The 23342-nt window shown below is 62.6% G+C and carries 16 protein-coding genes; 10 read left to right on the forward strand and 6 right to left on the reverse strand.

Features of this window, described 5'->3' with window-relative positions; translation table 11 throughout:
• The first annotated feature begins 18 nt into the window (after nt 1-18).
• On the forward strand, nt 19-1902 hold the full coding sequence (locus EL191_RS15025) for a methyl-accepting chemotaxis protein (RefSeq protein WP_041980813.1): 1884 nt from the start codon (nt 19-21) through the stop codon (nt 1900-1902).
• Between the two features lie 53 nt (nt 1903-1955).
• On the opposite strand, the gene EL191_RS15030 is transcribed toward EL191_RS15025, so the two are convergent.
• Entirely contained in the window at nt 1956-2897 is a 942-nt protein-coding gene (locus EL191_RS15030; protein WP_041980812.1) for a TRAP transporter substrate-binding protein, read from the reverse strand.
• A gap of 389 nt (nt 2898-3286) precedes the next feature.
• Here EL191_RS15030 and EL191_RS15035 point away from each other — a divergent pair, with 389 nt between their 5' ends.
• From EL191_RS15035 to EL191_RS15075, 9 genes are all read left to right on the forward strand, one after another.
• Nucleotides 3287-4039: a 5-oxoprolinase subunit PxpA gene (locus tag EL191_RS15035; RefSeq protein ID WP_041980811.1), complete on the forward strand. Its 753-nt coding sequence runs from the start codon at nt 3287-3289 to the stop codon at nt 4037-4039.
• Nucleotides 4036-4749, forward strand: a complete 714-nt coding sequence (locus EL191_RS15040; protein WP_041980810.1) for a 5-oxoprolinase subunit B family protein — start codon at nt 4036-4038, stop codon at nt 4747-4749. The genes EL191_RS15035 and EL191_RS15040 overlap by 4 nt, the downstream gene beginning before the upstream one ends.
• A complete protein-coding gene (locus EL191_RS15045; protein WP_013716304.1) occupies nt 4746-5675 on the forward strand; it encodes a 5-oxoprolinase subunit C family protein in 930 nt (309 codons plus the stop codon). Before EL191_RS15040 ends, EL191_RS15045 begins: the two co-directional genes overlap by 4 nt.
• Before the next feature lie 185 nt (nt 5676-5860).
• Nucleotides 5861-6820, forward strand: coding sequence for an AAA family ATPase (locus tag EL191_RS15050; RefSeq protein ID WP_013716305.1), 960 nt, complete (start codon nt 5861-5863; stop codon nt 6818-6820).
• Between the two features lie 186 nt (nt 6821-7006).
• A complete protein-coding gene (locus EL191_RS15055; RefSeq protein ID WP_041980807.1) occupies nt 7007-7954 on the forward strand; it encodes a DUF58 domain-containing protein in 948 nt (315 codons plus the stop codon).
• Nucleotides 7951-8445, forward strand: a complete 495-nt coding sequence (locus EL191_RS15060) for a DUF4381 domain-containing protein (protein WP_041980806.1) — start codon at nt 7951-7953, stop codon at nt 8443-8445. Before EL191_RS15055 ends, EL191_RS15060 begins: the two co-directional genes overlap by 4 nt.
• Nucleotides 8438-9442, forward strand: coding sequence for a vWA domain-containing protein (locus EL191_RS15065; protein WP_041980804.1), 1005 nt, complete (start codon nt 8438-8440; stop codon nt 9440-9442). The genes EL191_RS15060 and EL191_RS15065 overlap by 8 nt, the downstream gene beginning before the upstream one ends.
• Nucleotides 9439-11202: a VWA domain-containing protein gene (locus EL191_RS15070; protein WP_041980803.1), complete on the forward strand. Its 1764-nt coding sequence runs from the start codon at nt 9439-9441 to the stop codon at nt 11200-11202. Before EL191_RS15065 ends, EL191_RS15070 begins: the two co-directional genes overlap by 4 nt.
• Nucleotides 11199-12839 carry a BatD family protein gene (locus EL191_RS15075; RefSeq protein ID WP_041980802.1) on the forward strand — a complete coding sequence of 547 codons (1641 nt, stop codon included), beginning with the start codon at nt 11199-11201 and terminating at the stop codon, nt 12837-12839. The genes EL191_RS15070 and EL191_RS15075 overlap by 4 nt, the downstream gene beginning before the upstream one ends.
• Nucleotides 12840-13060: 221 nt before the next feature.
• Here the strand turns inward: EL191_RS15075 and EL191_RS15080 are convergent, their stop codons facing one another.
• From EL191_RS15080 to pepN, 5 genes are all read right to left on the reverse strand, one after another.
• The gene (locus EL191_RS15080) at nt 13061-15415 is read right to left on the reverse strand and encodes an efflux RND transporter permease subunit (protein WP_013716311.1); all 2355 of its coding nucleotides are present in this window, start codon (nt 15413-15415) and stop codon (nt 13061-13063) included.
• A gap of 18 nt (nt 15416-15433) precedes the next feature.
• Nucleotides 15434-16528 (reverse strand): YCF48-related protein, encoded by a 1095-nt coding sequence (locus EL191_RS15085; RefSeq protein WP_036994651.1) that lies wholly within the window; start codon nt 16526-16528, stop codon nt 15434-15436.
• A 198-nt stretch (nt 16529-16726) separates the two neighbouring features.
• Nucleotides 16727-18097, reverse strand: coding sequence for a DUF1329 domain-containing protein (locus EL191_RS15090; RefSeq protein ID WP_017364038.1), 1371 nt, complete (start codon nt 18095-18097; stop codon nt 16727-16729).
• Nucleotides 18098-18163: 66 nt separating this feature from the next.
• Nucleotides 18164-20164 carry a DUF1302 domain-containing protein gene (locus EL191_RS15095; protein ID WP_041980801.1) on the reverse strand — a complete coding sequence of 667 codons (2001 nt, stop codon included), beginning with the start codon at nt 20162-20164 and terminating at the stop codon, nt 18164-18166.
• Between the two features lie 471 nt (nt 20165-20635).
• Nucleotides 20636-23293, reverse strand: coding sequence for an aminopeptidase N (gene pepN / locus EL191_RS15100; protein ID WP_041980800.1), 2658 nt, complete (start codon nt 23291-23293; stop codon nt 20636-20638).
• Nucleotides 23294-23342: the final 49 nt, after the last annotated feature.

Below are 23342 nucleotides of genomic sequence, written 5' to 3' on the forward strand. Positions count from 1 at the left end.
AGATGGCGAGGCGTTATCGTGAGCTTTTTACTGTCCTGGCAACAAAAATTCCGCGCCCTTATCGCGCTCACCCTGATCAGCCTGATGCTTATGGCGGCCGCCTCTCTGTGGGCCAGCCATAGTGTCAGCAGTGCATTGCAGGCAAGGGAGCGGGCAGCAGCCTATGCCAGCGCCAGTACAGAACTGATGAACCACTGGTGGCGGCAGAACGCATTACGCCAGCAGATAACCCCCGACCTGCAGCAAGCGTTCAATGAAGGCCTCGGTGACCTGCAAGAACTCGTCGGACAACTGTTAACGCAAGCACAAGCGCTGGAAGATGACGCCACCGTGCAGCATGCCCAACAGATTCAAACCGTGCTGCTAGAGGAACTGGCCCAGCAACGCCAGTGGCTGAACCTCAACCAGGCGCTGGGGCTGACGCCCTTCGAAGGCCAGCGCAAAGCGCTGAGCGAGAAAGGCAAGGCCCTGGAAGCGATCAGTTTCGACTTGATCAAACCCTTCATCGCCGGTTCCCTGAGCAGTCAGCGTGACTATCTTTCGACCTTCGATCCGGCGTTCGCCCAGATGACCCTGACGGCTATCGGCAAGCTACAGGAGCAGATTACAGACCTGGAATGGCAGGACACGCCGATCGGCAAGAACGTACAGGGCTACGCCCAGGCCTTCGCCGATGCCAATGGCAGCATCGAACGCATCAACGCGACCAATCAACGTCTGCGCCAACTCGGCGAACAACTGCAGACGCGCATCGATGAGCAGGCACAGGCCCTGCAAAGCGGCCTGTTGCTGCGCCGCACGCAGGAAGCTGAACAGGCGCGCCTCTCGGCACTGTGGATGATGGGGCTGAGCTTCCTCGCCGTCGCCGCCCTGCTCTGCTTCACCCTGCTGCAGGCTTCGCGCACCCTAGTCTCTCGGCTGCGTAACGTCATTCAGTTGCTCAGCCAGGTTGCCTCCGGCGATCTCACTGGCAAGTTGCCGGTGGGCAGCAACCCAAACGACGAATTCAACCAGCTGGCCGATGCTGCCAATCGCATGATCCAGGGCATCGGCGGCATCGTTGCCGAAGTGGTACGTGCCAACGGCGAGCTGGGCCGCCTGCACAACCACCTGGGCGACGCCATGCGCCAGTTGGGCGACAACAGCACCCAGGTGGAAATGCAGACCGAGCAGGCCGCCTCGGCCTCGCACCAGATCAGCGCCACCCTCAACGACATGGCGCAACGTACCGCCGAAGTCGGCAGCGCCACCACCAGCGCCTACGATGCCGCGCGCAACGGTGGCGAGGTGATCGCCGCCAGCGTCGACAGCATGAGTCGCCTGGCGCAGCTGATTCAGGACACCCATAGCCAGGTCGACGCCCTCGGCCAGAGCAGCGCACGGGTCAATGGCATCGTCGACGTGATCAACAGCCTCGCCGATCAGACCAACCTGCTCGCGCTCAACGCGGCCATCGAGGCTGCCCGTGCCGGCGAGGCCGGTCGAGGCTTCTCGGTGGTCGCCGATGAGGTGCGCTCCCTGGCGCAGAAGACCGTCGCGGCGACCACCGATATCAGTGCCATCGTCGGTGAGTTCCAGCAGCAGACCCGACACATGCACCAATTGATGAGCAACGGTCTGAACCTGGCCGCCGACAGCGAGCGGCATGCCGCTCAGGTGGCCGATGCGATCACCTCCATCACCTCGGCGATGGAGCGACTGACAGGCGAAATGAACCAGGTCGTGGTGGCCATCGAGGAGGTCTCGACCACCACCGAGGACATCGCCGACAAGATGGAAACCATCCACGTGCATACCGGGCAAAGCAAGGATCTTCGCCATACCCTGGGTGATCACACCGAGGGGCTGTCATCGCAGGTCGATGCTTTGGGGCGCAGCGCCAGTCAGTTCCGCCTGGCCTGAGTGAGACGAGCGCCCGGCCGGTATACCGCCGGCCGGGCATTCATGTTGACGGACTAGCGTGGCGGCTCATCGAGATAAGCCTCGATGATCTGCGCATGCTCCTCACCTGCACGCGCCAGCCATTCCTCGGTGATCTGCTGCCCAACCTCAGTCAGCTCCCGACGCAGTTGCGGGTCGATGTCTTGCACCACGGTCATGCCGCGCCTGGCGAGCATCCTCGTCTGATAGCCGGTCAATGCCCAGGACAATTCCCACCCTGCCCGCTCGGCACGCTCACCGGCATGCAGCAACGCACGACGCTGGGCCTCTGGTAGACGCTGGAAGGCACGCTCGTTGACGATGACGATGTTCTTCGGAATGAAGGCGCGCACGTCGTAGAAATGCGAGACGAAATCCCAGGCACGCAGGTCCATGCCGGTGGTGCTGGAGGTGAGCATGATATCCACCAGACCTTCGCGAAACGCCTGCGGTACTTCCTCGGTGTTGATGGTCGTCGGACGGGCATGGAGCAGATGGGCCAGGCGCGAGATGGTTGGGTTGTAGCTGCGAAAACGCAGGTCACGAACATCCTCCACAGTCCGCAGCGGGCGATTGCTGAACAGGCTCTGTGCCGGCCATGGCACGGCGTAAACCAGGCGCACGCCATCGGCCAGCAGACGCCGCTCCACCGCCTCACGGCTTACCGTCCAGAGTTTGCGTGCCTGCTCGTAGTCGGTGGCAAGAAACGGCAAGCTGTCCAACTCGAAGATCGGATCCTCATTGCCCAGCGCAGACATGAACACGTCGCCAAGCTGAATATCACCACGGGTCACCGCTGCCTTCACCTCAGGGCGGCGGTACAGCGTGGAGTTGGGATGAACGCGAATATTCAGTTGGCCGTTGGTGGCCTGGCGAACATTCCTGGCAAACTCCACCGCCACGCGGCTGATGAAATTACCGGCTGGCTGCTCCACCGACATCGACCAGCGTTCGCTGCCGCAAACGGGTAAAGCCATGGGTAGAGCGACAAGCAACGCGCAGAACGCGGACAGACAGGGTGCGGTCTTCACTGGGATTCCCCCGTAGACTGGTGGCCAGGTACTGAGTCGACTCGAAAGGAACGCAAAAGCCCCCGGGTGTAGGACACACCGGGGGTGCACCAAAATGGCGCCAGGGAGCGTTCACCCGATTCACTGTCGAGCGCGACGGCCGCCACTGTCCAACGGGAAAAACCGGCGCCAGGCGATCAGAAAAACCGATGCCAGACACCATCAGCTTTTCCTATCTCCGGCGGATGTTTTTATTAGTTGGACGCCCCCAGGCGGCGTCGGAAAAATGAAGCCACTGCCAGAACAGCTCAAAGCTGTCGGACCCTATCCATGCACCTCATGATTAGGATGCTCACTTGAACAGCCTGCTTTTGAATTGCGACATCGGTGAAAGCTTCGGCGCCTGGACCATGGGCCTGGACGCCGAAGTCATGCCCTATATCGACTGCGCCAACATCGCCTGCGGCTTCCACGCCTCGGACCCCAGCGTGATGCGCAAGACCGTGGCCCTGGCCGTGGCCCACGACGTACGTATCGGTGCGCACACGGCCTATCAGGACCTGGTCGGTTTCGGTCGCCGCTCGATGGACTGCACACCGCAGGAGGTCGAAGACCTGATGCTCTACCAGATCGGCGCGCTGGAAGGCCTCTGTCGCAGCCAGGGCGCCCACGTCAGCTACGTCAAACCGCACGGCGCGCTGTATCAGGACATGATGCGCAAGCCCGCCACCCTGCGTGCGGTGATGAGTGCAGTCGCGAAGTACAATCGCCACCTGCCGCTGATGCTGATGTGCACCCGCGACAACAGCGCGGCGCAGGCGCTGGGCGACGAATTCAGCCTTACCCTGTGGTTCGAGGCGTTCGCCGACCGCGCCTATGATGCCGCCGGCTTCCTGGTCAGCCGCAGCCTGCCGGGCGCCGTGCATCACGACAGCGAAGTGATCGTCAATCAGGCGGTCACACTGGCACGTGGCGAGGCGCTGCAGACCAGCGACGGCAGCGCGCTGTATCTGAACGCGCAGACCTTGTGCGTGCATGGCGACAACGCCAGTTCGGTGGCTGCCGTGCAACGTATCCGGCAGGCCTTCGACGGCCTGACACAGGCATGAAGTCGCCCAACGCCCGGCTGGAAGTCGCCGGCATCGACAGCCTGATCCTGCGCCTGTTCGACCATATCGATGAAGCCAACATGCCGTGGATGCTGGCAGCGCGCACGCGCCTGCAGGAGGCATTCGGCAGTGCCCTGCTGGACCTGGTGCCCTCCTACACCACGCTGCTGCTGCATTACGACCTGTGCCAGCTCGACAGCCATCAGGCGCGGACGAAGGTCGCCGAGGCGCTCGATGGCTTGCAGCCTGCCGATCTGCACGGCGGCCGCGAGCACCAGTTGCCCACCTGGTACGACCGCAGCGTCGGCCCGGAGCTGCAACTGCTGGCGCGCCGCAGCGGGCTGAGCGAAGCCGAAGTGATCGCCCGGCACAGCGGCCACGCCTATCAGGTATTCGCCCTGGGCTTCGCCCCCGGCTTCGCCTTCATGGGCCTGGTCGAGGAAATCCTCGCCGCGCCACGCCTGAGCACGCCGCGCAAGCGCATCGCCGCCGGCAGCGTCGGTATCGCCGAACGGCAGACGGCCGCGTACCCGGTGGTATCCCCCGGCGGCTGGAACCTGATCGGCCGCACGCCCTGCCGCCTGTTCGGCCGCGATATCGAAGGCTACAGCCTGCTGCAACCGGGGGACCGGGTCCGCTTCGTGCCCATCGAGCGCGCCGAATTCATCCGTCTGGGCGGCGACGATAGCCCGCTGGAGGCCAGCCAATGAGCACTATCGATGGCGGCCTGCGTGTATTGCGCAGCAGCCCTTTCATTCAATTGCAGGATGGTGGCCGCTTCGGTGTTCGCCATCTTGGCGTAACCCAGTGCGGCGCTCTGGACTGGATCGCCCATCGCTGGGCCAACTGGCTGCTGGGTAACCCGCTGACTGCCGCCGTGGTGGAGATCACCCTGGGCAACGCCGAGTTCGAATGCTGCCGTGACGCCACACTGGCGCTGACCGGCGGCGACCTTGGTGCGCGGCTGGACGATCAACCGCTGTCTCCCTGGCACAGCTTCGAGGTGCGCCAGGGCCAGCGGCTGAGCTTTGCCCAGCCGCGCCAGGGCGCGCGTGCCTACCTGGCTGCGCCGGGTGGATTCCAGGCGCCAGTGGTGCTCGGCAGCTGCGCCAGCATGCTGCGTGAAGGCCTAGGGGGTCTGCACGGCGATGGCCGCGCAATCGCTGTCGGCGATGCTCTGGGCTGGAGTGGCAATGTCGATGCAGCGCGGCAGATGCCTGCCGAGTTCATTCCCGAGTATCAGGCCACACCCCGTCTGCAGTTGGTGCTGGGCGCACAGATTGGCGATTTTCGCGGACAGAGCCTGTTCGATGCTTTCAACAGTGAGTGGCTGATCGACCAGCGTGCCGACCGCATGGGTATCCGCCTTAACGGTCCACAACTGCAATGCCAGCGTGGCTCGATGATTTCCGAGGGCATTCCCCTCGGGGCCGTGCAGGTGCCACCAGATGGCCAGCCGATCATCCTGCTCAACGACCGCCAGACCATCGGCGGCTACCCGCGCCTGGGCGCGCTGACGCCGCAGGCCGTGGCTCGGCTGGCGCAATGCCTGCCGGGCCAGACGCTGCACCTGACGCCTACCACGCAGGACAGTGCACAGCTGGCTCAGCGCCGATTACTGGCGCAGTGGCAATAGGGTCACAACTGCCCCGCCATGGACGATGGCGGGGCATTTCAGCGTTGGCGACCTGCCGCGCATTTCTGTTGCCAGACTGTTCATGACCCGCGCGGCAGATAGCGGCTGAAGCGGCAAATGCATTAAAGTCGGCGGTCTGCACGCGCGGCTTGAAAAGCCCGCTCATCCGCCAGAAGAGCCCGACGATGGAACACCGTGAAGCGCTAGTCGCGTTACGCCAATTTCTCTCCACCCAGATTCTCGGCCAGGAAAAGCTCATCGAGCGCCTGCTGATCGCCCTGCTCGCCGACGGCCACCTGCTGGTCGAAGGCGCCCCCGGGCTGGCCAAGACCAAGGCGATCAAGGAGTTGGCCGAAGGTATCGAGGGCGAGTTCCATCGCATCCAGTTCACCCCTGACCTGCTACCTGCGGACATTACCGGCACTGAAATCTACCGTCCGGAAACCGGCAGCTTCGTGTTCCAGCAGGGGCCGATCTTCCACAACCTGGTGCTGGCCGACGAGATCAACCGCGCACCGGCCAAAGTGCAATCGGCACTGCTCGAGGCCATGGCCGAGCGCCAGGTCTCGGTCGGCCGCTCGACCTATGACCTGTCGCCGCTGTTTCTGGTCATGGCCACGCAGAACCCCATCGAGCAGGAAGGCACCTATCCGCTGCCCGAGGCCCAGCTCGACCGCTTCCTGATGCACGTGAAGATCGGTTTTCCTGACGCGGCGGTGGAGCGCAAGATCCTCGCCCAGGCCCGGGGCGATGCGCTCAATGGCGAGGTCAAACCCGAGCACCGGGTCAGCCAGCAGGCGGTGTTCGCCGCACGCAAGGAAATCCTCGGCCTGTACATGGCCGATGCGGTGGAGGAATACCTGGTGCAACTGGTGATGGCCAGCCGCACCCCGGCCAAGTTCGACGCCGAGCTGGCCGACTGGATCGCCTACGGCGCCAGCCCGCGCGGCTCCATCGCCCTCGACCGCTGCGCGCGTGCCCATGCCTGGCTGGCCGGACGCGACTTCGTCAGCCCGGAAGACATCCAGGCGGTGCTGTTCGACGTGCTGCGCCACCGCATCATCCTGTCCTTCGAGGCCGAAGCCTCGGGCGTCGATCAGGATCGCGTGATCCAGCGTATCCTCGACGTGGTGGCGGTGGCCTGATGCAGCGCAATAAGCTTGTCTCCCCTCTCCAGCTTGCGGGAGACGACTGCATGGATGCAGGAGGTAGAGCGACGCAGGATGCCAAAGCCGAGTGGTCGGGGGAGAGGACAGTGAAACGCCCCACCCTCTCCCCAGCCCTCTCCCATGAATGGGCGAGGGAGCACGGCAGGATGGCGTGAGATCGATATGTCCAGCCAGCCCCTGTCACCCGGCATCCATATCACCCTCGGCGAACTCATTGACATGCGCCACAAGGTGCATGAAGTGCCGCTGTTCTCCACCCCGGCGCGGCGCAGCCCGCTGACGGGCCTGCATCACTCCAAGCTGCGCGGCCGTGGTGTGGACTTCGACCAAGTGCGCGTCTACCAGCCGGGCGACGACGTGCGCACCATCGACTGGCGCGTCACCGCGCGCACCCAGGAGCCGCACACCAAACTGTTCCATGAGGAGCGCGAGCGTCCCATCTTCATCATCAGCGAGCAAAGCCAGCGCCTGTTCTTCGGCTCCGGTCTGTGCTTCAAGTCGGTGCTGGCCGCACGCGCCGCGGCGCTGATCGGCTGGGCGGCGCTGGGCCACAATGACCGTATTGGCGGCCTGGTATTCGCCGACAACGAACATCATGAAGTCAAGCCACGGCGCAGCAAGCAGAGCCTGCTGCAGTTGCTCAACCTGCTGGCCCGCGCCAACCAGGTGCTCGGCCCGGAGAGCCAGGCCAGCGCCAGCCGCGACAACTTCGGCCTGGCCTTGCGTCGCGCCCGCGAAGTGCTGCGTCCGGGCAGCCTGGTGATCGTGCTGTGCGACGAGCGCGCCCTCAGCGACAACGCCGAACAGCAACTCACCCTGCTCGCGCGCCACACCGATCTGTTGCTGCTGCCGCTGTCCGATCCACTCGATCACGCACTGCCAGCGGCTGGCCTGCTGCGCTTTACCCAGGGTGGCGCACAGCTGGAACTCGACAGCCATAACGGCGATTTACGCCAGGCTTATCGCGCCCAGGCGCAGGCCCGCGAGGCGCGCTGGCAGCGCCTGGCGCAGAAGCTCGGCGTGCCTCTGCTACCGTTGAGCACGCAGCTCGAACTGGTCGACCAGTTGCAGGAACAACTCAGCAGCCTGCACGCGAGAAGATCCCTATGAATCCCATCGACCAGTTGCAGCCGCTGATCGACCCACCACCCGTGCCCTGGTGGCCGCCGGCGCCGGGCTGGTGGTTACTGGCCGTGCTGCTGCCACTGCTGGGTTGGGCGCTGTGGCGCTTGCTGCGCAACTGGCGGCGGCGCCCGCCCAAGGCGACCATGGAGCAGGTGCTCGACCCACTGCGCCAGGCAGCGCTCGACGAGCTGGCCACCTTGCAAAAACCCTATGACGGCGCACCTGCCGGCCCCTGGCTGCAGCAGCTCAATGCCCTGCTCAAGCGCCTGTGCCGCGAACGCTACCCGGACAGTGCCAGCCACACTCTGAGCAGCCGCGCCTGGCTGGCGTTTCTCGACAACCGTTGCCCGGCAGCCGGCCTCACACGCTGGATGATCCTCGTCGACGGCAGCTACAGGCCGCAGTGCACGCTGAGCGACAAAGCCATCGCGGAACTCGATCAGGCCATCGCCACCTGGATTCGCAAGCATGTTTGAGTTCGCCTGGCCCTGGGTCTTTCTGCTCGCACCGCTGCCCTGGCTGCTACGTCTACTGCTGCCCGCGGCCGACAGCGGCGATGCGGCGCTGCGGGTTGGCTTTCTGGACGAACTGCAGGCCCTGAGTGGTCGCCGCGCCCGTGCGGCCCTGCCCAGTTGGCGCCAGCAAGCGCCACTGGTGTTGCTCTGGTGCCTGCTGCTGTGCGCCGCGGCGCGGCCGCAATGGGTCGGCGAGCCGTTGCCGCTGCCAGCCAGCGGCCGCGATTTGCTACTCGCGGTAGACGTCTCCGGCTCCATGGATTACGCCGACATGCAGTGGGACGACGAGCCAATCAGTCGCCTGGAGCTGGTCAAGCGCCTGCTCGGCGACTTCATCGAAGGTCGCCGTAGTGATCGTGTCGGCCTGATCCTGTTCGGTAGCCAGGCCTATCTGCAGGCGCCGCTTACGTTCGACCGTCACACGGTGCGCACCTGGCTGGACGAGGCATTGATCGGCATCGCTGGCAAGAACACCGCCATCGGCGACGCCATCGGCCTGGCAGTCAAGCGCCTGCGCCAACGTCCGGCGCAAAGCCGGGTGCTGGTACTGATTACCGATGGCGCCAACAACGGTGGCGAAATCGATCCGATGGTCGCGGCGCAACTGGCCGCCGATGAAGGTGTGCGCATCTACACCATCGGCATTGGCGCTGACCCACAACAAAGCGGCGCGTTCGGCAGCTTCGGCTTCAGCGCGCTGGACCTGGACGAGACCAGCCTGCGCGCGATCAGCGACACCACCGGCGGCGAGTATTTCCGCGCACGCAATCAGGCTGAGTTACAGCAGATCGAGCTGACCCTCGATCGCCTTGAGCCGGTCGCCCAGCAACCCTCTCTCGCCCGCCCTGCCCAGGCGCTCTATGCCTGGCCACTGACGCTGGCGTTGCTGGGCTCGCTGCTGCTGGTTGGCCAGGTGCTCTGGCCTGACTTGCTGCTGCGGCTAAGGAGACGGACATGAGCATACTCTGGCCGGAATGGCTGCGCCCATTGTGGCTCCTGGCCGTACCCGTGCTGGTCTGGTTGCTCTGGCGCCTGTGGCATCGCGAGCGCCAGAGCGGGCGCTGGCAACTGTTGCTGCCGGCGGCGTTTCATCAGGCGCTGCTCAAGGGCGGCAGCGGTCGCTCCAGCAAGTTGCCATGGCTGGCAATCGGCCTGGCCTGGCTGCTGGCCATTCTGGCGCTGCTCGGTCCCAGTTGGCAACGCGTCGAGCAGATCAACCAGAAGCCTGCCGATCCGCTGGTAGTTCTGCTCGAACTGACGCCGCAGATGCTCGCCACCGACGGCCGCCCCAATCGCCTGGAACAGGCCCGGCGCAAGCTGCTCGATCTGCTCGAAGCCCGCCGCGATGCGCAGACGGCGATCATCGTCTATGCCGGCAGTGCCCACAGCCTGGTGCCGCTGTCAGACGACCTGGCCACCAGCCGCAACCTACTCGAAGCGCTGAAACCCTCGCTGATGCCCGAGCCGGGCCGTCGCGCCGATCTGGCCGTGGCGCGGGCACTGCAACTGCTCGACCAGGCACAACTGGGTCAAGGACGCCTGCTGCTGATCACCAGCACCCTCGATGAAGAAGAGCGCAGCGGCATCCAGCAAGCGCTGGAGAAACGCTCGGTACCGCTGCTGGTGCTCGGCATAGGCAGCCGCGAAGGCGCCCCGGTGGTGCAGGAGGACGGCAGTTTTCTCAAGGACTCGCGCGGCGCCATCCTGATCCCGCGCCTCGATGCTCGCGGCCTCCGGGAAACCGCCGAAGCCCATGATGGCCGCTACACAGCCATACGTCTGGACGACGAAGACCTGCGCCGCCTGGGGTTGCTCGACGGCCCGCAGGCCATGCGCGCTGCAGGTGAGCCGACCCAGCTCGACAGCCATATCGACCAAGGCTATTGGCTGTTGCTGCCCCTACTATTGCTGGCCGCCTGCGCCGGGCGCCGCGGCTGGCTGTTCTGCCTGCCGCTATTGCTGATGCTGCCGCCGCAAAGCAGTCAGGCCTTCGAGTTCGATGACCTCTGGCTGCGCCCCGATCAACAGGGCCAGCGCCTGCTGCAAGCGCAACGCCCGGACGAGGCCGCGCAGCGCTTCGTCGATCCGCAATGGCAAGGCAAGGCACTCTACGAGGCGGCAGATTATTCAGCCGCTGCAGAGCGTTTCGCCAAGGGCGACAGCGCCGCCGATCACTACAATCGCGGCAACGCCCTGACCAAGGCCGGCGAGCTGGAGGCCGCGCTGGATGCCTACGAGCAGGCCCTGGAGCGCCAGCCGGAGCTGGCCGCTGCGCAGTACAACAAGGCACTGGTGGAAGAAGCCCTGCGCCAGCGCGAAAATCAGCAGCAGCCCGGTCAAGGTGATACTGCCGAGCAGCAGCAATCCGCTGACGATCAAACCGAGCCGGAGGAGCCCTCAGCCGGCCAACCGGCAGAGAGCAATGCAGCGCAGCCGACTCAACCAGGCACTACCGGCGAGAACGCTGAAAGCAGCGAGACTCCAGGCACGGCCAATGGTGCCGGGCAGGACAGCCAACTCGATACCCACACCGACAGCGCCTCCCCGGAGGATGTCGAGCCCATTGAGCAACCCCGCACGGAAGCTGACCTGGGCACCGCAGCCGAACGTCGACAAGCGCTGGAACAATGGTTGCGGCAGATCCCGGACGATCCGGCGGAGCTGCTGCGGCGCAAATTCTGGTATGAACAGCAACAGCGTCAGGACACTAACCGATGAAGCGTCTGGTCTTCCTGCTTCTTCTACTGCTAGCCGGGCAGGCCTATGCCGAAGGCTTTTTCGCCAGCGTCGACCGCACTCGCCTGAGCGAAGGTGAAACCGTGGTGCTGACGCTGGAGTCCACCGACCCGACCCGCTTCGGCCGCCCGGATCTGAGCCCGTTGGAGAAGGATTTCGAGGTGCTCGGCAGTCGCCAGGTCAACCGCCTGAGCAGTATCGGTGACACACCACGCGCCAGCACCCGCTGGATCCTGACCCTGCAGCCGCGCCGCAGCGGCGAAGTGGTCATCCCCGCGATCCACCTGGAAGACGCCCAGACCCTGCCGATCACGCTGACGGTCGAGGAAGCCGTCAGCGCCGGCGTTGGCGACAAGCTGGCACCTGTGTTCATCGATGCCAGCCTCGATCAGCCAAGCGTCTACGTACAGGCCCAGGCTGTGCTGACCCTGCGCATCTACCATTCGGTTTCGATGTATGACGACAGCAACCTGACGCCTCTGCGCATCGACGATGCACGGGCCGAACAGCTGGGCGAGCCGCGCACCTACGAGAAAAGCATCGGTGGCGTGTTGCACGGTGTGATCGAACTGCAGTACGCCATTTATCCCCAGCGCAGTGGTCAACTGGTGATACCCGGGCAAACCTTCAGCGCCACCTTGGTCGACCGCTCGCGCAACAACGACTTCCTGCCCTTCGGTCCACGCACCGGTAAGGTCACGCGAGTGAAATCGCCGGACATTCCCCTACAGGTCAAACCCAAGCCGGCCGACTACCCGGCTGACGCGCCCTGGCTACCGGCTCGTGCCCTGGGGCTGGCGGAAACCTGGAACCCGCAGCCGGAACAAAGCCAGGTCGGCGACTCGCTGACCCGCCGCCTGATTCTCAAGGTCGATGGCCTCTCCAGCGCCCAATTGCCGCCGCTGCCCGCGACCCAGGTCGAAGGCCTGCGGCGTTATCCGGATCAGCCGCAGATGGATGATCAGAAAAGCGAGAACGGCATCATCGGCACCCGTGAAGAACGCGAAGCGCTGGTGCCGAGTCGCGCCGGCAGTTTCGATCTGCCTCCGCTGGAAGTGCTGTGGTGGAACACCCAGACCGACACGCTGGAGCGCACCACGCTTTCCTCCCGCACCCTGCAGGTTGCCGAAAATCCGCAGTTGCAGAACGACGAACAACCCAACACTCCGATGGTGACACCCCAGGTAATCGAGGGGCCGGAGCTGTGGCCTTGGCAACTGGCGTGCGGGGTGCTGAGCCTGACCACCCTGCTAGGCTTCGGCCTGTGGTGGCACGCCCGCCGGCAACCGGCGATCCAGCGCGTAGCACAAGCAGGCCCAAGCCCGCGCACCCTGCTCGATGACCTCAAACGCGCCTGCCAGGCTGGCGACGCCCAGGCGACTCGTCATGCCCTCGACGCCTGGGCGCGGCAACAGCCGGAGACACTCGCAGATATGGCCGCGCGCTATGTGCCGCTGTCGGATGCGCTAGATGGCCTCAACGGCGCGCTATACAGCGAAACAGGTCAGCAATGGCAAGGCGAGGAGCTGTGGAAAGCGATCCGCAACCTGCCAGCCACGCAGGAGCCAAGCGCTGCGCCGCAGGACAGCACTGCACTGCCGCCGCTGTACCCGCGCTAAGGTATCCGCAGTTGGGGCACAACGCTGCCCCGGATTGCATACGGGCCGCATGCCACCTGTGGGAGCGGCTTTAGCCGCGATCAAAGCTCGCCGCTAAAGCGCCTCCCACACTCATCGCCGCACGGCGGCTCGTAGCCCGGATACAATCCGGGGCCAGCGCTCAACTACATCGAAAAAAAACCGCGGCCCGAGGCCGCGGTTTTTGTTTTGCGCTGCAGGCATCAAGCCTTGGCGCGCATTTTCTCGGTATTGATCAGGAAGCGAGCCAGAGCCGGCAGCAGCCAGATCGCGCCGATCATGTTCCACAGGAACATGAAGGTCAGCATCAGGCCCATGTCAGCCTGGAACTTGATCGCCGAGAAGATCCAGGTCGCCACACCGATGGCCAGGCAGACGCCGGTGAACAGCACTGCCTTACCCGTGGACTTCAGCGTCTCGTAGTAAGCTTCCTGCAGCGGCATGCCCTGACGCAGGTAGGTCTCCAGACGGCTGTAGATGTAGATGCCGTAGTCGACACCGATACCCACGCCCAGCGCGATCACCGGCAGTGTGGCGACCTTCACACCGATCCCCATGAAGGCCATCAGCGCGTTGCCCAGCACCGAGGTCAGCACCAGCGGCAGGATCACGCAAAGGGTCGCTGCCAGCGAGCGGAAGGTCAGTAGACACATGATGCTGACTGCCGCATAGACCGCGATGAGCATGGTGGTCTCGGACGCTGCGATCACCTCGTTGGTGGCCGCCTCGATACCGGCGTTACCCGCTGCCAGTACCACCTGCAGCTCGTCGGTGCTGTGCTGCGCGGCGAACTCTTCGGCGGCGGCTACGGCGCGCGACAGGGTTTCGGCCTTGTGGTCCTCGAGGAAGATCAGCACCGGCGCGACCGAGCAGTCCGCGTTGTACAAGCCTTCAGCACGAGCGATGGAGTTGTTCAGAACATCCTGGTTGCGCGACAGGGTTTCCCATTTCAGGTTGCCCTCGTTCATGCCCTTGATCACCTGCTTGGATACAGTGACCATGGAGATGGCCGACTGCACACCTTCGGTGTTCTCCATCTTCCACATCAGCTCGTCCATGGCGGACAGTGCTTCATAGGTGGAGCAACCCTCGCTAGGCGTCTTGATCATCACCACCAGCACGTCCGAACTGGTCGAGTAGTTGCGGATGACGAAGTCGTTGTCTAGGTTGTAACGCGAGTCTGGATGCAGCTCCGGCGCGCCCTGGTCGAGGTCGCCGATCTTCAGGTTCTGGCCGTACCAGACACCGCCAGCCAGCGCCACCACGGCAACCACGACGGAGATGGGTGCCACCATCGGATGGGCGCAATTGGAGATCGCACGCCAGAACGGATGGTCTTTGGCCGCCTCTTCGCGACTGATCTGCACCGCCTTCTGGCTGATGCCGACGTAGGAGATCATCACCGGCAGCAGGATCAGGTTGGTCAGGATGATCACCGCAACGCCCATCGACGCGCCGATGGCCAGTTCGCGGATCACGCCGATGTCGATCAGCAGCAGGGTCACGAAACCGACGGCGTCGGACAACAGCGCCACCAGGCCAGGAATGAACAGCTGACGGAAGGCCATGCGCGCGGCAGACAGGGCGTCAGTAGCCTCGCCGGAAGCCATGGCGATGCCATTGATCTTCTGTACCCCATGGGAAATACCGATGGCGAATACCAGGAACGGTACCAGCATCGAGTAAGGGTCGAGACCGAAGCCCAGGGTGTGCAGCAACCCCAACTGCCAGATCACCGCAATCAACGTGGTGATCAGCACAGCCATGGTGCTCTTGACGCAGCGGGTGAACCACAGCAGCAGCGCGAAGGTGATGCCGATGGCCACGGCGAAGAACAGCGCCACGCCGATCAGGCCGTCGATCAGGTCACCGACCTTCTTGGCGAAACCGATGATGTGCACTTTCACATCCGGGTTCTGCGCCTGGTACTTGTCGCGGATCTTCTCTTCCAGTTCGTGGGAGAACTTCTGATAGTCGAGCTTGATCAGCTTGCTCTGGTCATTCGGGTCCGGATAGGACTCCAGCAGCGGGATATCGACGATGCTGGATTTGAAGTTGTTCGCCACCAGACGACCGATCTGACCCGACTTGAGGATGTTGCTGCGCAAATCCTCGAGGCTGTCGGCAGAGCCGTCGTAGGTCTGCGGAATCACCTCGCCACCGGCGAAGCCTTCTTCGGTCACTTCGGTCCAGCGCACGCTGGGGCTCCAAAGCGACTTCAGCCCGGAACGGTCGACACCAGGAATGTAGAAGGCCTCGTCATGGATCTGCCGTAGCGTCTCCATGTATTCCTTGCTGAAGATATCGCCATTGGTGGCTTCTACCGAGATGCGCACCGTGTTGCCCAGGTTGGACAGGTCATTACGGTGTTCGAGCATCTTCTGGATATAGGGGTGCCCCAGCGGAATCATCTTCTCGAAGCTGGTCTGCGGGCGTACCTGCGCAGCCTGATAGAACAGGAAGATGCTGATCAAAAGGCAGATCAGGATAACTGCCGGGCGATTGTTGAAGATCAGCCGCTCGAGGAAGGAGGCGGGCTGTTGTTGATGCTTGGTCATGCAAAGGCTCCCGGCTTGTTATTGTTGGCCCAGATCGGCGCCAGTCGAGGCGGCGAGGTGAACGCCGCCCTGCCCCACCAGGATCAGGTTGCCGTTATCCAGTGCAGTGACCCCGGCCAGTGAAAGGCGATCGGGGCGATTGATCAGGCTGAATGTCTGGCCATGATCTTTGCTGCGCAAGACAGTGCCACCATGCCCCACTACCACGACGCTGCCATCGTTCAGCAGCGCGCCATCGGCCAAACCGAACTCCAGTGGGCCATTGTTCGGGGTATTGAGCTTGACCTGTTGCCAGCTGTCACCGAAGTCGGTGGAGCGGAACAGGTGGCCACGCAGACCGTAGGCCAGCAAGGTAGCGGGCTGGTCGGTGCCGAGCACGCCAAACAACGACCCCTCGTAAGGCAGATCCTCGAGGCGCTCCCAGGTCTGGCCCCAGTCGGCGGAGCGGAACATCTGCCCCAGCTCACCGACGATGAACAGACCGGAATCCTTCACGGCAGTAATGGCGTTGAGGTGATAGGCATCTTCGTTATCGAGACGATCGCTGACATCTTCCCAGTTCTGGCCACCATCGGTGGTTTCCAGCAGCGCCCCGTAGGCCCCTACGGCGTAACCGGTTTGCAGGTCCTTGAACCAGATATCCAGCAGCGGCGCTTCGCGCTCGAGGTCTTCGAACTGCTTGGTCCAGGTCAGGCCGCCATCGGCCGTTGCGAGAATCTGCGCATCGTGGCCGACGACCCAGCCATGCTTGGCATCGACGAAGAACAGGGAGGTCAGCATCTGCCGCGTCGGTACCTTGGCCTGCTGCCAGCTTTGTCCTTGATCGTTGGAATAGAGAATGTGGCCGCGGTCGCCAACGGCAACCAGGCGCTCACCGGTGTTGACCACATCGAGCAGCAGGCTATGCACGGCCTTGGGCGACTCGATGGCGTAACCGGCGTCAGCCGCAGCCGAGGTCTCAGCCTGCAAGGGTGCGGCAGCGAAAGCCAGAATGGAAAGCACACTGCACAGCGAGAGCGCTTTAGCCAGCGGCGAATGGACACGGAGCGCCGATTTGCGCGCCAGGTTGGGCGCCAGACCGGACTGGGTGCGCCGCATGACGGGCTCACTCATATACCTTCCCCCTTTCTTGTTATAGGCGGTACTGCTGATTAGCAGGCTGCCCATCCTAGCGAGCTTCGGAAAGCCCTGACAATTGGCGCGACGTTATGTTTTGTTAAGGCAGAACCCGCGTTATAGAAGCCTATTCGCCAAGCTGATACGAAAAGGCCGCTACTACTGTAGCGGCCTTCGCGCGAGACTACACAACTATTATCGAGTGCCGCGGCGACGCAGGGCAGCAGGCTTGAAATAGCCGTCGTCCGGAACTGCCTGGGTGAAGTCGATGGTGTTGCTCTCTTCGTTATCCAGGTTCTGCACGTGATAACGACGCGCCTGCAGGTCATGGAACACGTCGAGTGCGGACCAGGTGGTCGGCAGGTCGTAGTAGTTCTTCAGGTAGGCGATGGAAACGCGCCACAGCTCACCACGGCCGTCGTACTGATCCACTACCGCGGCCTGCCAGCTGTCCTCGTCAAGGAACAGGGTGCGCTTGGAGTAGATATGACGCGCACCGGACTTCAGCGTGCCCTCGACCACCCATACGCGATGCAACTCGTTACGGGTCAGAGCCGGGTTGAGGTGACCAACCTGCAGCAGATCCTTGTACTTAACCTCAGGGCTGGTGACCTTGTAGTTGTTGTACGGGATGTAGATTTCCTTCTTGCCCACCAGCTTCCAGTCATAGCGATCCGGAGCACCGTTGAACATGTCGGTGTCATCGGCAGTACGCAGGCCGTCAGCAGCGGCGATCGGCGTGTCGTAAGCCAGGTTCGGTGCACGACGTACACGACGCTGGCCAGCGTTGTAGCCCCAGGCCTGACGCGGTTCCTTCACCTGATCCAGGGTCTCGTGAACCAGGGTCGCGCCACCGGCCAGACGCGCCGGGCTGGTGGTGAAGGACAGGTAATAGAACATGATGTTGTTCAGATCGGCGAAGGAGCCGTTCTGCAGGTAGTACTTGAACAGTGCTTCCTGCTGCGAGGTCACCAGCGAGTAGGAACCGTTGCGCTGCACCGCCACTTCCGAGGCGCGGCGCACGATGTAGGTGCCGCGATAGCGGGCGATGTGGTTCCACAGCGCTTCCACGCCATTTTGCGGAATCGGGAACGGGATGCCGCCATAGGCGTTGCTGAAACCGTTCCCGCCATCGGCCAGCTTGGCGCTGGTGGCGTTCTTGATGGTGTTGTCATAGACCCACTGCGGCGCGGAGCCGGAGCGGCGGGTCTGGTACACCGGCATCTGATAGCTTTCCGGATAAGCCTTGAACATGGCGATCTGACCCGGGGTCAGGTTGGCCTCGTACTGGCTAAGGTTGGCCGCGGTGATGGTGAACAGCGGCTTGTCGTCCGGGAACGGATTGACGTGGTGCTGGCCCGAGCGGGTATAGCCAGCCGGCGCCTGGGTGATACCACCGGTCCAGGCCGGAATAGTGCCGGCGGCATTGCCGGCTTTCTCGGCGCCGAAGGGCGTCAGGGTATCGCCGAGCTTGGCGGCTTCCTGCGGGGAAACGGCAGCCAGCGCGGAACCGGCGGAAAACGCCAGTGCAACGGCTACGGCCATCAGCCTGTGCTTGTTCAGCATGGGTAATTCTCCGTGAAGAGTATTGCCGAGCGCCCAAGGCGCCCGGCGTGTTTCTGGTTATAGGTATTAGAAGGAATACTTGACGTTCAGGCCGATATTGTCGCGATCACGTGCACCGTTGTTCTGGCCAGCGCCATAGAACTCGGTGTACTGAATCTCGGCTTCCAGGCTGTTCAGGTAGCTGGCGCGCATACCGACGGTGTAGGCCTTGCGACCTTCGATGAAGTTGCCGGTCTGGTGCGAGTTGCCTTCGAAGTCGTGCTTGAACACGGCGAACGGCGACAGGTTCACGCCAGCGTAGACGTCGTTCCAGGTACCAGAGAGCACCAAGGTGTAGCCGTAGGCATTCTTGTTGACCTGGTCGTCGCGGTCGTAGCCGGAGACGTAAGAACCGTTACCACGACCGGAGTAATAACGACGGGTGCCGTCATAGGCGGTGTATTGCAGGCTGCTGCCACGAATGTGCTCGGACGCCAGTTCTGCAACACCGAACAGCGAGTCGAAACCGAATGAGGGGCCAAAATTATAGATGGTGCCCAACGAGGTATTGAATGCCTCGACACGCTCAGAGTTATGAATCTGATCGTTGATATCAACCATCTGACCGCCGATATTCACCTGGCGACCATCAGCCAGATAGGCCGCCTGTCCAAGCAGGTCACCAAGCAGGTCGTTGGTGGTAGCGATACCGATCGGCAGGTTCGGACGATAAGACAATTCACCGAATACCGAGGCAACTCCCACAGTAGTGTTGAAGCTCATACCGTACATGCGAATATCTTCGGCGTACTCGCGACGGGCATTGACTTGGTTGGCGACGTCAACTGCCGCTGCGCCATTGACCAAACCGAGCACTGTAGCGGCAGCAGGATTGGTAGCAGCCTGATTCACCAAATCATCGTAGCTGCTGGCACTGACGCCAAGCAGGCTGCCCAGGCTAGCCAGTTGATCGATATTGAGGCCGGCATAGCTGGCGTTAAGATCAGCGTAAATAGTCGGCTCTTTCGCATGATAATTAACGAAGTAGAATCCAAACTCAGTGGAGTTCAGCTCCTCGGCTATATAACGGAATGCGATACCGAACTGACCATCGTTCTTGGCGTTGATATCCGGCCCTACGTTCGCGACCTTAATCACGCCGTTACTGTCTAGGTAGCTTGTACCCTGCAGTCCGCCGAAGTTTGCCGGCAGACCTGCAATACCTCCGTTTACAGCGCCGTTGTATACGGTTTGGAACAAGGGGTTAGATAGCGCCCCCACTGTCGTATAAGCAGTACTACCACCATCGGCGAATAGGTCGGTTTCAGAGAAATAAGTGCCGACCGGATCGATAGCGGTTTCTTTCCAGTTCCATTGGTAGAAGGCTTCCATCGACAGGTTGTCCGTCAGGCCAACGTTGAAACTCAGCGCCTCGACCGGGACCAGTACTTCCTTGACCTCCGAGCCCGGCAAGCGGAACTTGGCGGCATCTACTGGGTTGGTAGTATTCACGCCGCCACGGTAGAACAGGCCTTCACCCCAGTTGAAGACCTGCTTACCGAAACGACCGGAGACCGGCATATCACCTACATCCCAGTTGCCATAGACGTAGGCATCAAGGATCTGCGCATCACGCCCCGCCTTGTGTCGGGTTTCGCGGGTGAAAGAGTTGTTACGCGGGTAGGTTTGGCTAGGCTGAGCCGGACTGTTGGCATCGTTGTAATCGTTGCGCTTGTCCATGATCTGGGTGTCATAGAAGGCGGTGCCTCGAATGAACACACCATAGTTCTGGTAGGACGCTTCCAGGTCCGTGGTGATCTTGAACACTTCGGAAACCAGGCCAGTATCGAAGTTGCGGTTGCCGTCGTTGGTATTGATGTCGTTGTTGGTCTTGTCCTGCCCCTGGACACGCCACAGCTGGCCGTAGGAGATGGTGGTATCGATGGAACCGGTGATTTCGTTATCGGCGAAACTGAACTCCACCGCTTGAGCCTGGGCGGCGACCAGCAACGGCAGAACACCAGCGAACGCAAAGCCGGCCTTGGCCGGGGCAAAACGTAGAACAGGCTTGCGGGACTTAATTTCCATCGAGACTCACTCCGTGGACAGATCATTCTTTTGAGCGATCCCGTATCAGGGCCGCGATCTTGCCGTACTGGCGACGGCTTTTTTATTTGAAGCGGTGAAATCCGCGGCTCCACGCGCTAATGTGCGGAAACCGAAACCTTGGCCAGCACTGCAACCATGATGCCAATTCAAACGGATGTATCACGCCAAAGACGCTAGCTAGAGGTCTTGATACCACCCAGATAGTGACTGATCAGCCACTGACCAACGCGTCAGAAAAAATGGCGCATCTTGTCCTACGATCCGACGCTTTATGCCACCTGCCACACGCAACCAAGCACGACTCACTCCTGAAAGAAGCCTCGTTGTCAAGCAATCAACACAGAACTTAAGTGCGCAAACGCATAACGGGTTGCGTGCACATTTCATCAGGTAACAAAAAAGTGTTACCAGCCGAAGGCCGGTAACACTTTTTGTAGAGCAAAACCCGCCTTAGGCCAGGCTTTTGCTCACGACCTCATAGACATCGCTAGAGAGTTCACCAGAGGCGAGGATGCGCTCCAGTTCTGCCTTCATCAGCGCCTGGCGAGCCTCGCCATATTTGCGCCAGCGAGTCAGCGGCGCCAGCAGGCGCGAAGCGATCTGCGGGTTGAGGGCGTTGAGGGTGATCACCTGGTCGGCGAGAAAGCGATAGCCCGAGCCATCGGCCTGGTGAAAGTTGATCAGGTTCTGGTTGGCGAAGGCGCCGATCAGCGAACGCACCTTGTTCGGGTTCTTCAGGGTGAAGGCTTCGTGCTGCATCAACGCATGCACACGCTCCAGGCCGCCTGGCAGCGGGCAGCCGGCCTGCACGCTGAACCACTGATCCATGACCAGCGCATTGTCCTTGAAGAAGTCGGCGAACATGGCCAGGGCCTTGCTCTGCTCTGCCTGGAACGGTGAGTTGACCAGTACGGCCAGCGCGGCAAGGCGCTCGGTCATGTTGTCGGCGTTCTCGAACTGATCGACGCAGGCCGCCAATACCTCGGGCTTCTCGCTGAGCATCAGATAAGACAGCGCGATGTTCTGCAGACTACGGCGGGCGAAGTGCGCCGCCTCGGCGACATACGGCGTGGCCTTGGAGACTTCGCGGTTGGCCTGATAGCGCGCCCACAGCGGGGCGAACAGCGCGCTCGCCAGCTCCTTGCGAGCGAACTCGCGCGCGGCGTGGATGGCTTCGACATCGGCCACTTCGCTGATCTCGGTCAGATACGCCTCGCCCGGCAGCGAGAGCATCTCGGCGACCATGGCCTGATCCAGCGACTCGTCTTCGAGCAGGGTACGCAAGGCAGTGACCAGGCGCTGATTCAGCACCAGGGCCTCGCCACGCTGGTGCTGGCCGATCAGCTCCTGCAGCACCTGTACCGACAATTGCTGGCCCGCTTCCCAACGATTGAATCCATCGCTGTCGTGCTGCATGAGGAACATCAGCTGATCGCGGTCATAGGGGAAGTGCAGTTTGACCGGCGCACTGAAGCCGCGCAGCAGCGATGGCAGCGGCTTGCCTGCGATGCCTGCGAAGGTGAAGGTCTGCTCGGCTTCGGTGACCGACAGCACGCGGCTGGTGCCCTGCGCCGCGCTTTCGCCCTGCAGGCGCAGCGGCAGCTCGCTGCCCTGGGCATCGAGCAGACCGAGCGCCACGGGAATCACGAACGGCAGCTTCTCGCTCTGCCCCGGCGTCGCCGGGCAGCTCTGACGGAAGGTCAGGCTGTAGGTCTGCGCAGCGGCGTCATAAGCCTCGCTGACCTCCAGGCGCGGCGTGCCGGCCTGGGTGTACCAGCGCTTGAACTGGGTCAGGTCGATGCCACTGGCATCTTCCATGGCCTTGACGAAATCGTCGCAGGTCACGGCCTGGCCGTCGTGGCGCTCGAAGTACAGGTCCGAGCCCTTGCGGAACAGTTCCGGCCCGAGCAGGGTGTGGATCATGCGCAGCACTTCCGAACCCTTCTCGTAGATGGTCAGGGTGTAGAAGTTGGAGATTTCCATGTACGCATCCGGGCGCACCGGGTGAGCCATGGGGCCGGCGTCCTCGGCGAACTGGTGGGTACGCAGGTAGGCCACGTCTTCGATGCGTTTGACGGTGCGCGAGTGGGTATCGGCGGAGAACTCGCTGTCGCGGAATACGGTGAAGCCTTCCTTGAGCGACAGCTGGAACCAGTCGCGGCAGGTCACGCGGTTGCCCGACCAGTTGTGGAAGTACTCGTGCGCCACCACCGCCTCGACGCGCTGGTGCGCGGCATCGGTGGCGGTCTCGGCCTTGGCCAGCACGCAGCTGGAGTTGAAGATATTGAGGCCCTTGTTCTCCATGGCGCCCATGTTGAAGTCGTTGACCGCGACGATCATGAAGATGTCCAGGTCGTACTCGCGGCCGTAGACCTCCTCGTCCCACTTCATCGAGCGCTTGAGGCTGTCCATGGCGTGCTGCACCTTGTCGATGTTCTCCGGCTCGACATAGATGCGCAGCGCGACTTCGCGGCTGCTCATGGTGGTGAAGCTGTCCTCCACGCACCAAAGGTCGCCGGCGACCAGGGCGAACAGGTAGGCCGGCTTCTTGAACGGGTCTTCCCAGGTCGCCCAGTGCCGACCGCCCTCTTCGCTACCGCTGGCAATCGGGTTGCCATTGGACAGCAGCACCGGGTAGGCATGCTGCTCGGCGCTGACCGTGGTAGTGAACTTGCTCATCACGTCCGGGCGGTCGAGATAGAAGGTGATCTTGCGGAAGCCCTCGGCTTCGCACTGGGTGCAGAACATCGTGCCGGACTTGTACAGGCCTTCCAACGCGGTGTTGCTCTCCGGATGGATGCGCACACTGCTGTCGACCACGAAGCGCTCCTGGGTCGGCTGCAGGGTCAGGTGGCTGTCGGTCAGGGTGTAATCGCCCTCGCCCAGCTCGCGGTCGTCGAGCTTGAGGTGCAATAGCTCAAGCTGCTGGCCGTCCAGCACCAGCTTCGGCAGGCCGGCGCCAGCTTCGGGGTTGCGACGCATGACCAGCTGCGCATGCACCAGGCTGTGATCCTCGAACAGCTCGAAGGTCAGGTGGGTCTCGTCGATCAGGTAATCGGGAACCTGATAGTCCTTCAGATAGATGGTCTTGGATTGTTCGGTGCGCATGGCTCTTGGCCTCTCGTCTGCAGCGCCTCGGGCGCCGGTGGCAATCGGG

The organism is Pseudomonas mendocina (genome assembly GCF_900636545.1).
GTDB lineage: Bacteria > Pseudomonadota > Gammaproteobacteria > Pseudomonadales > Pseudomonadaceae > Aquipseudomonas > Aquipseudomonas mendocina.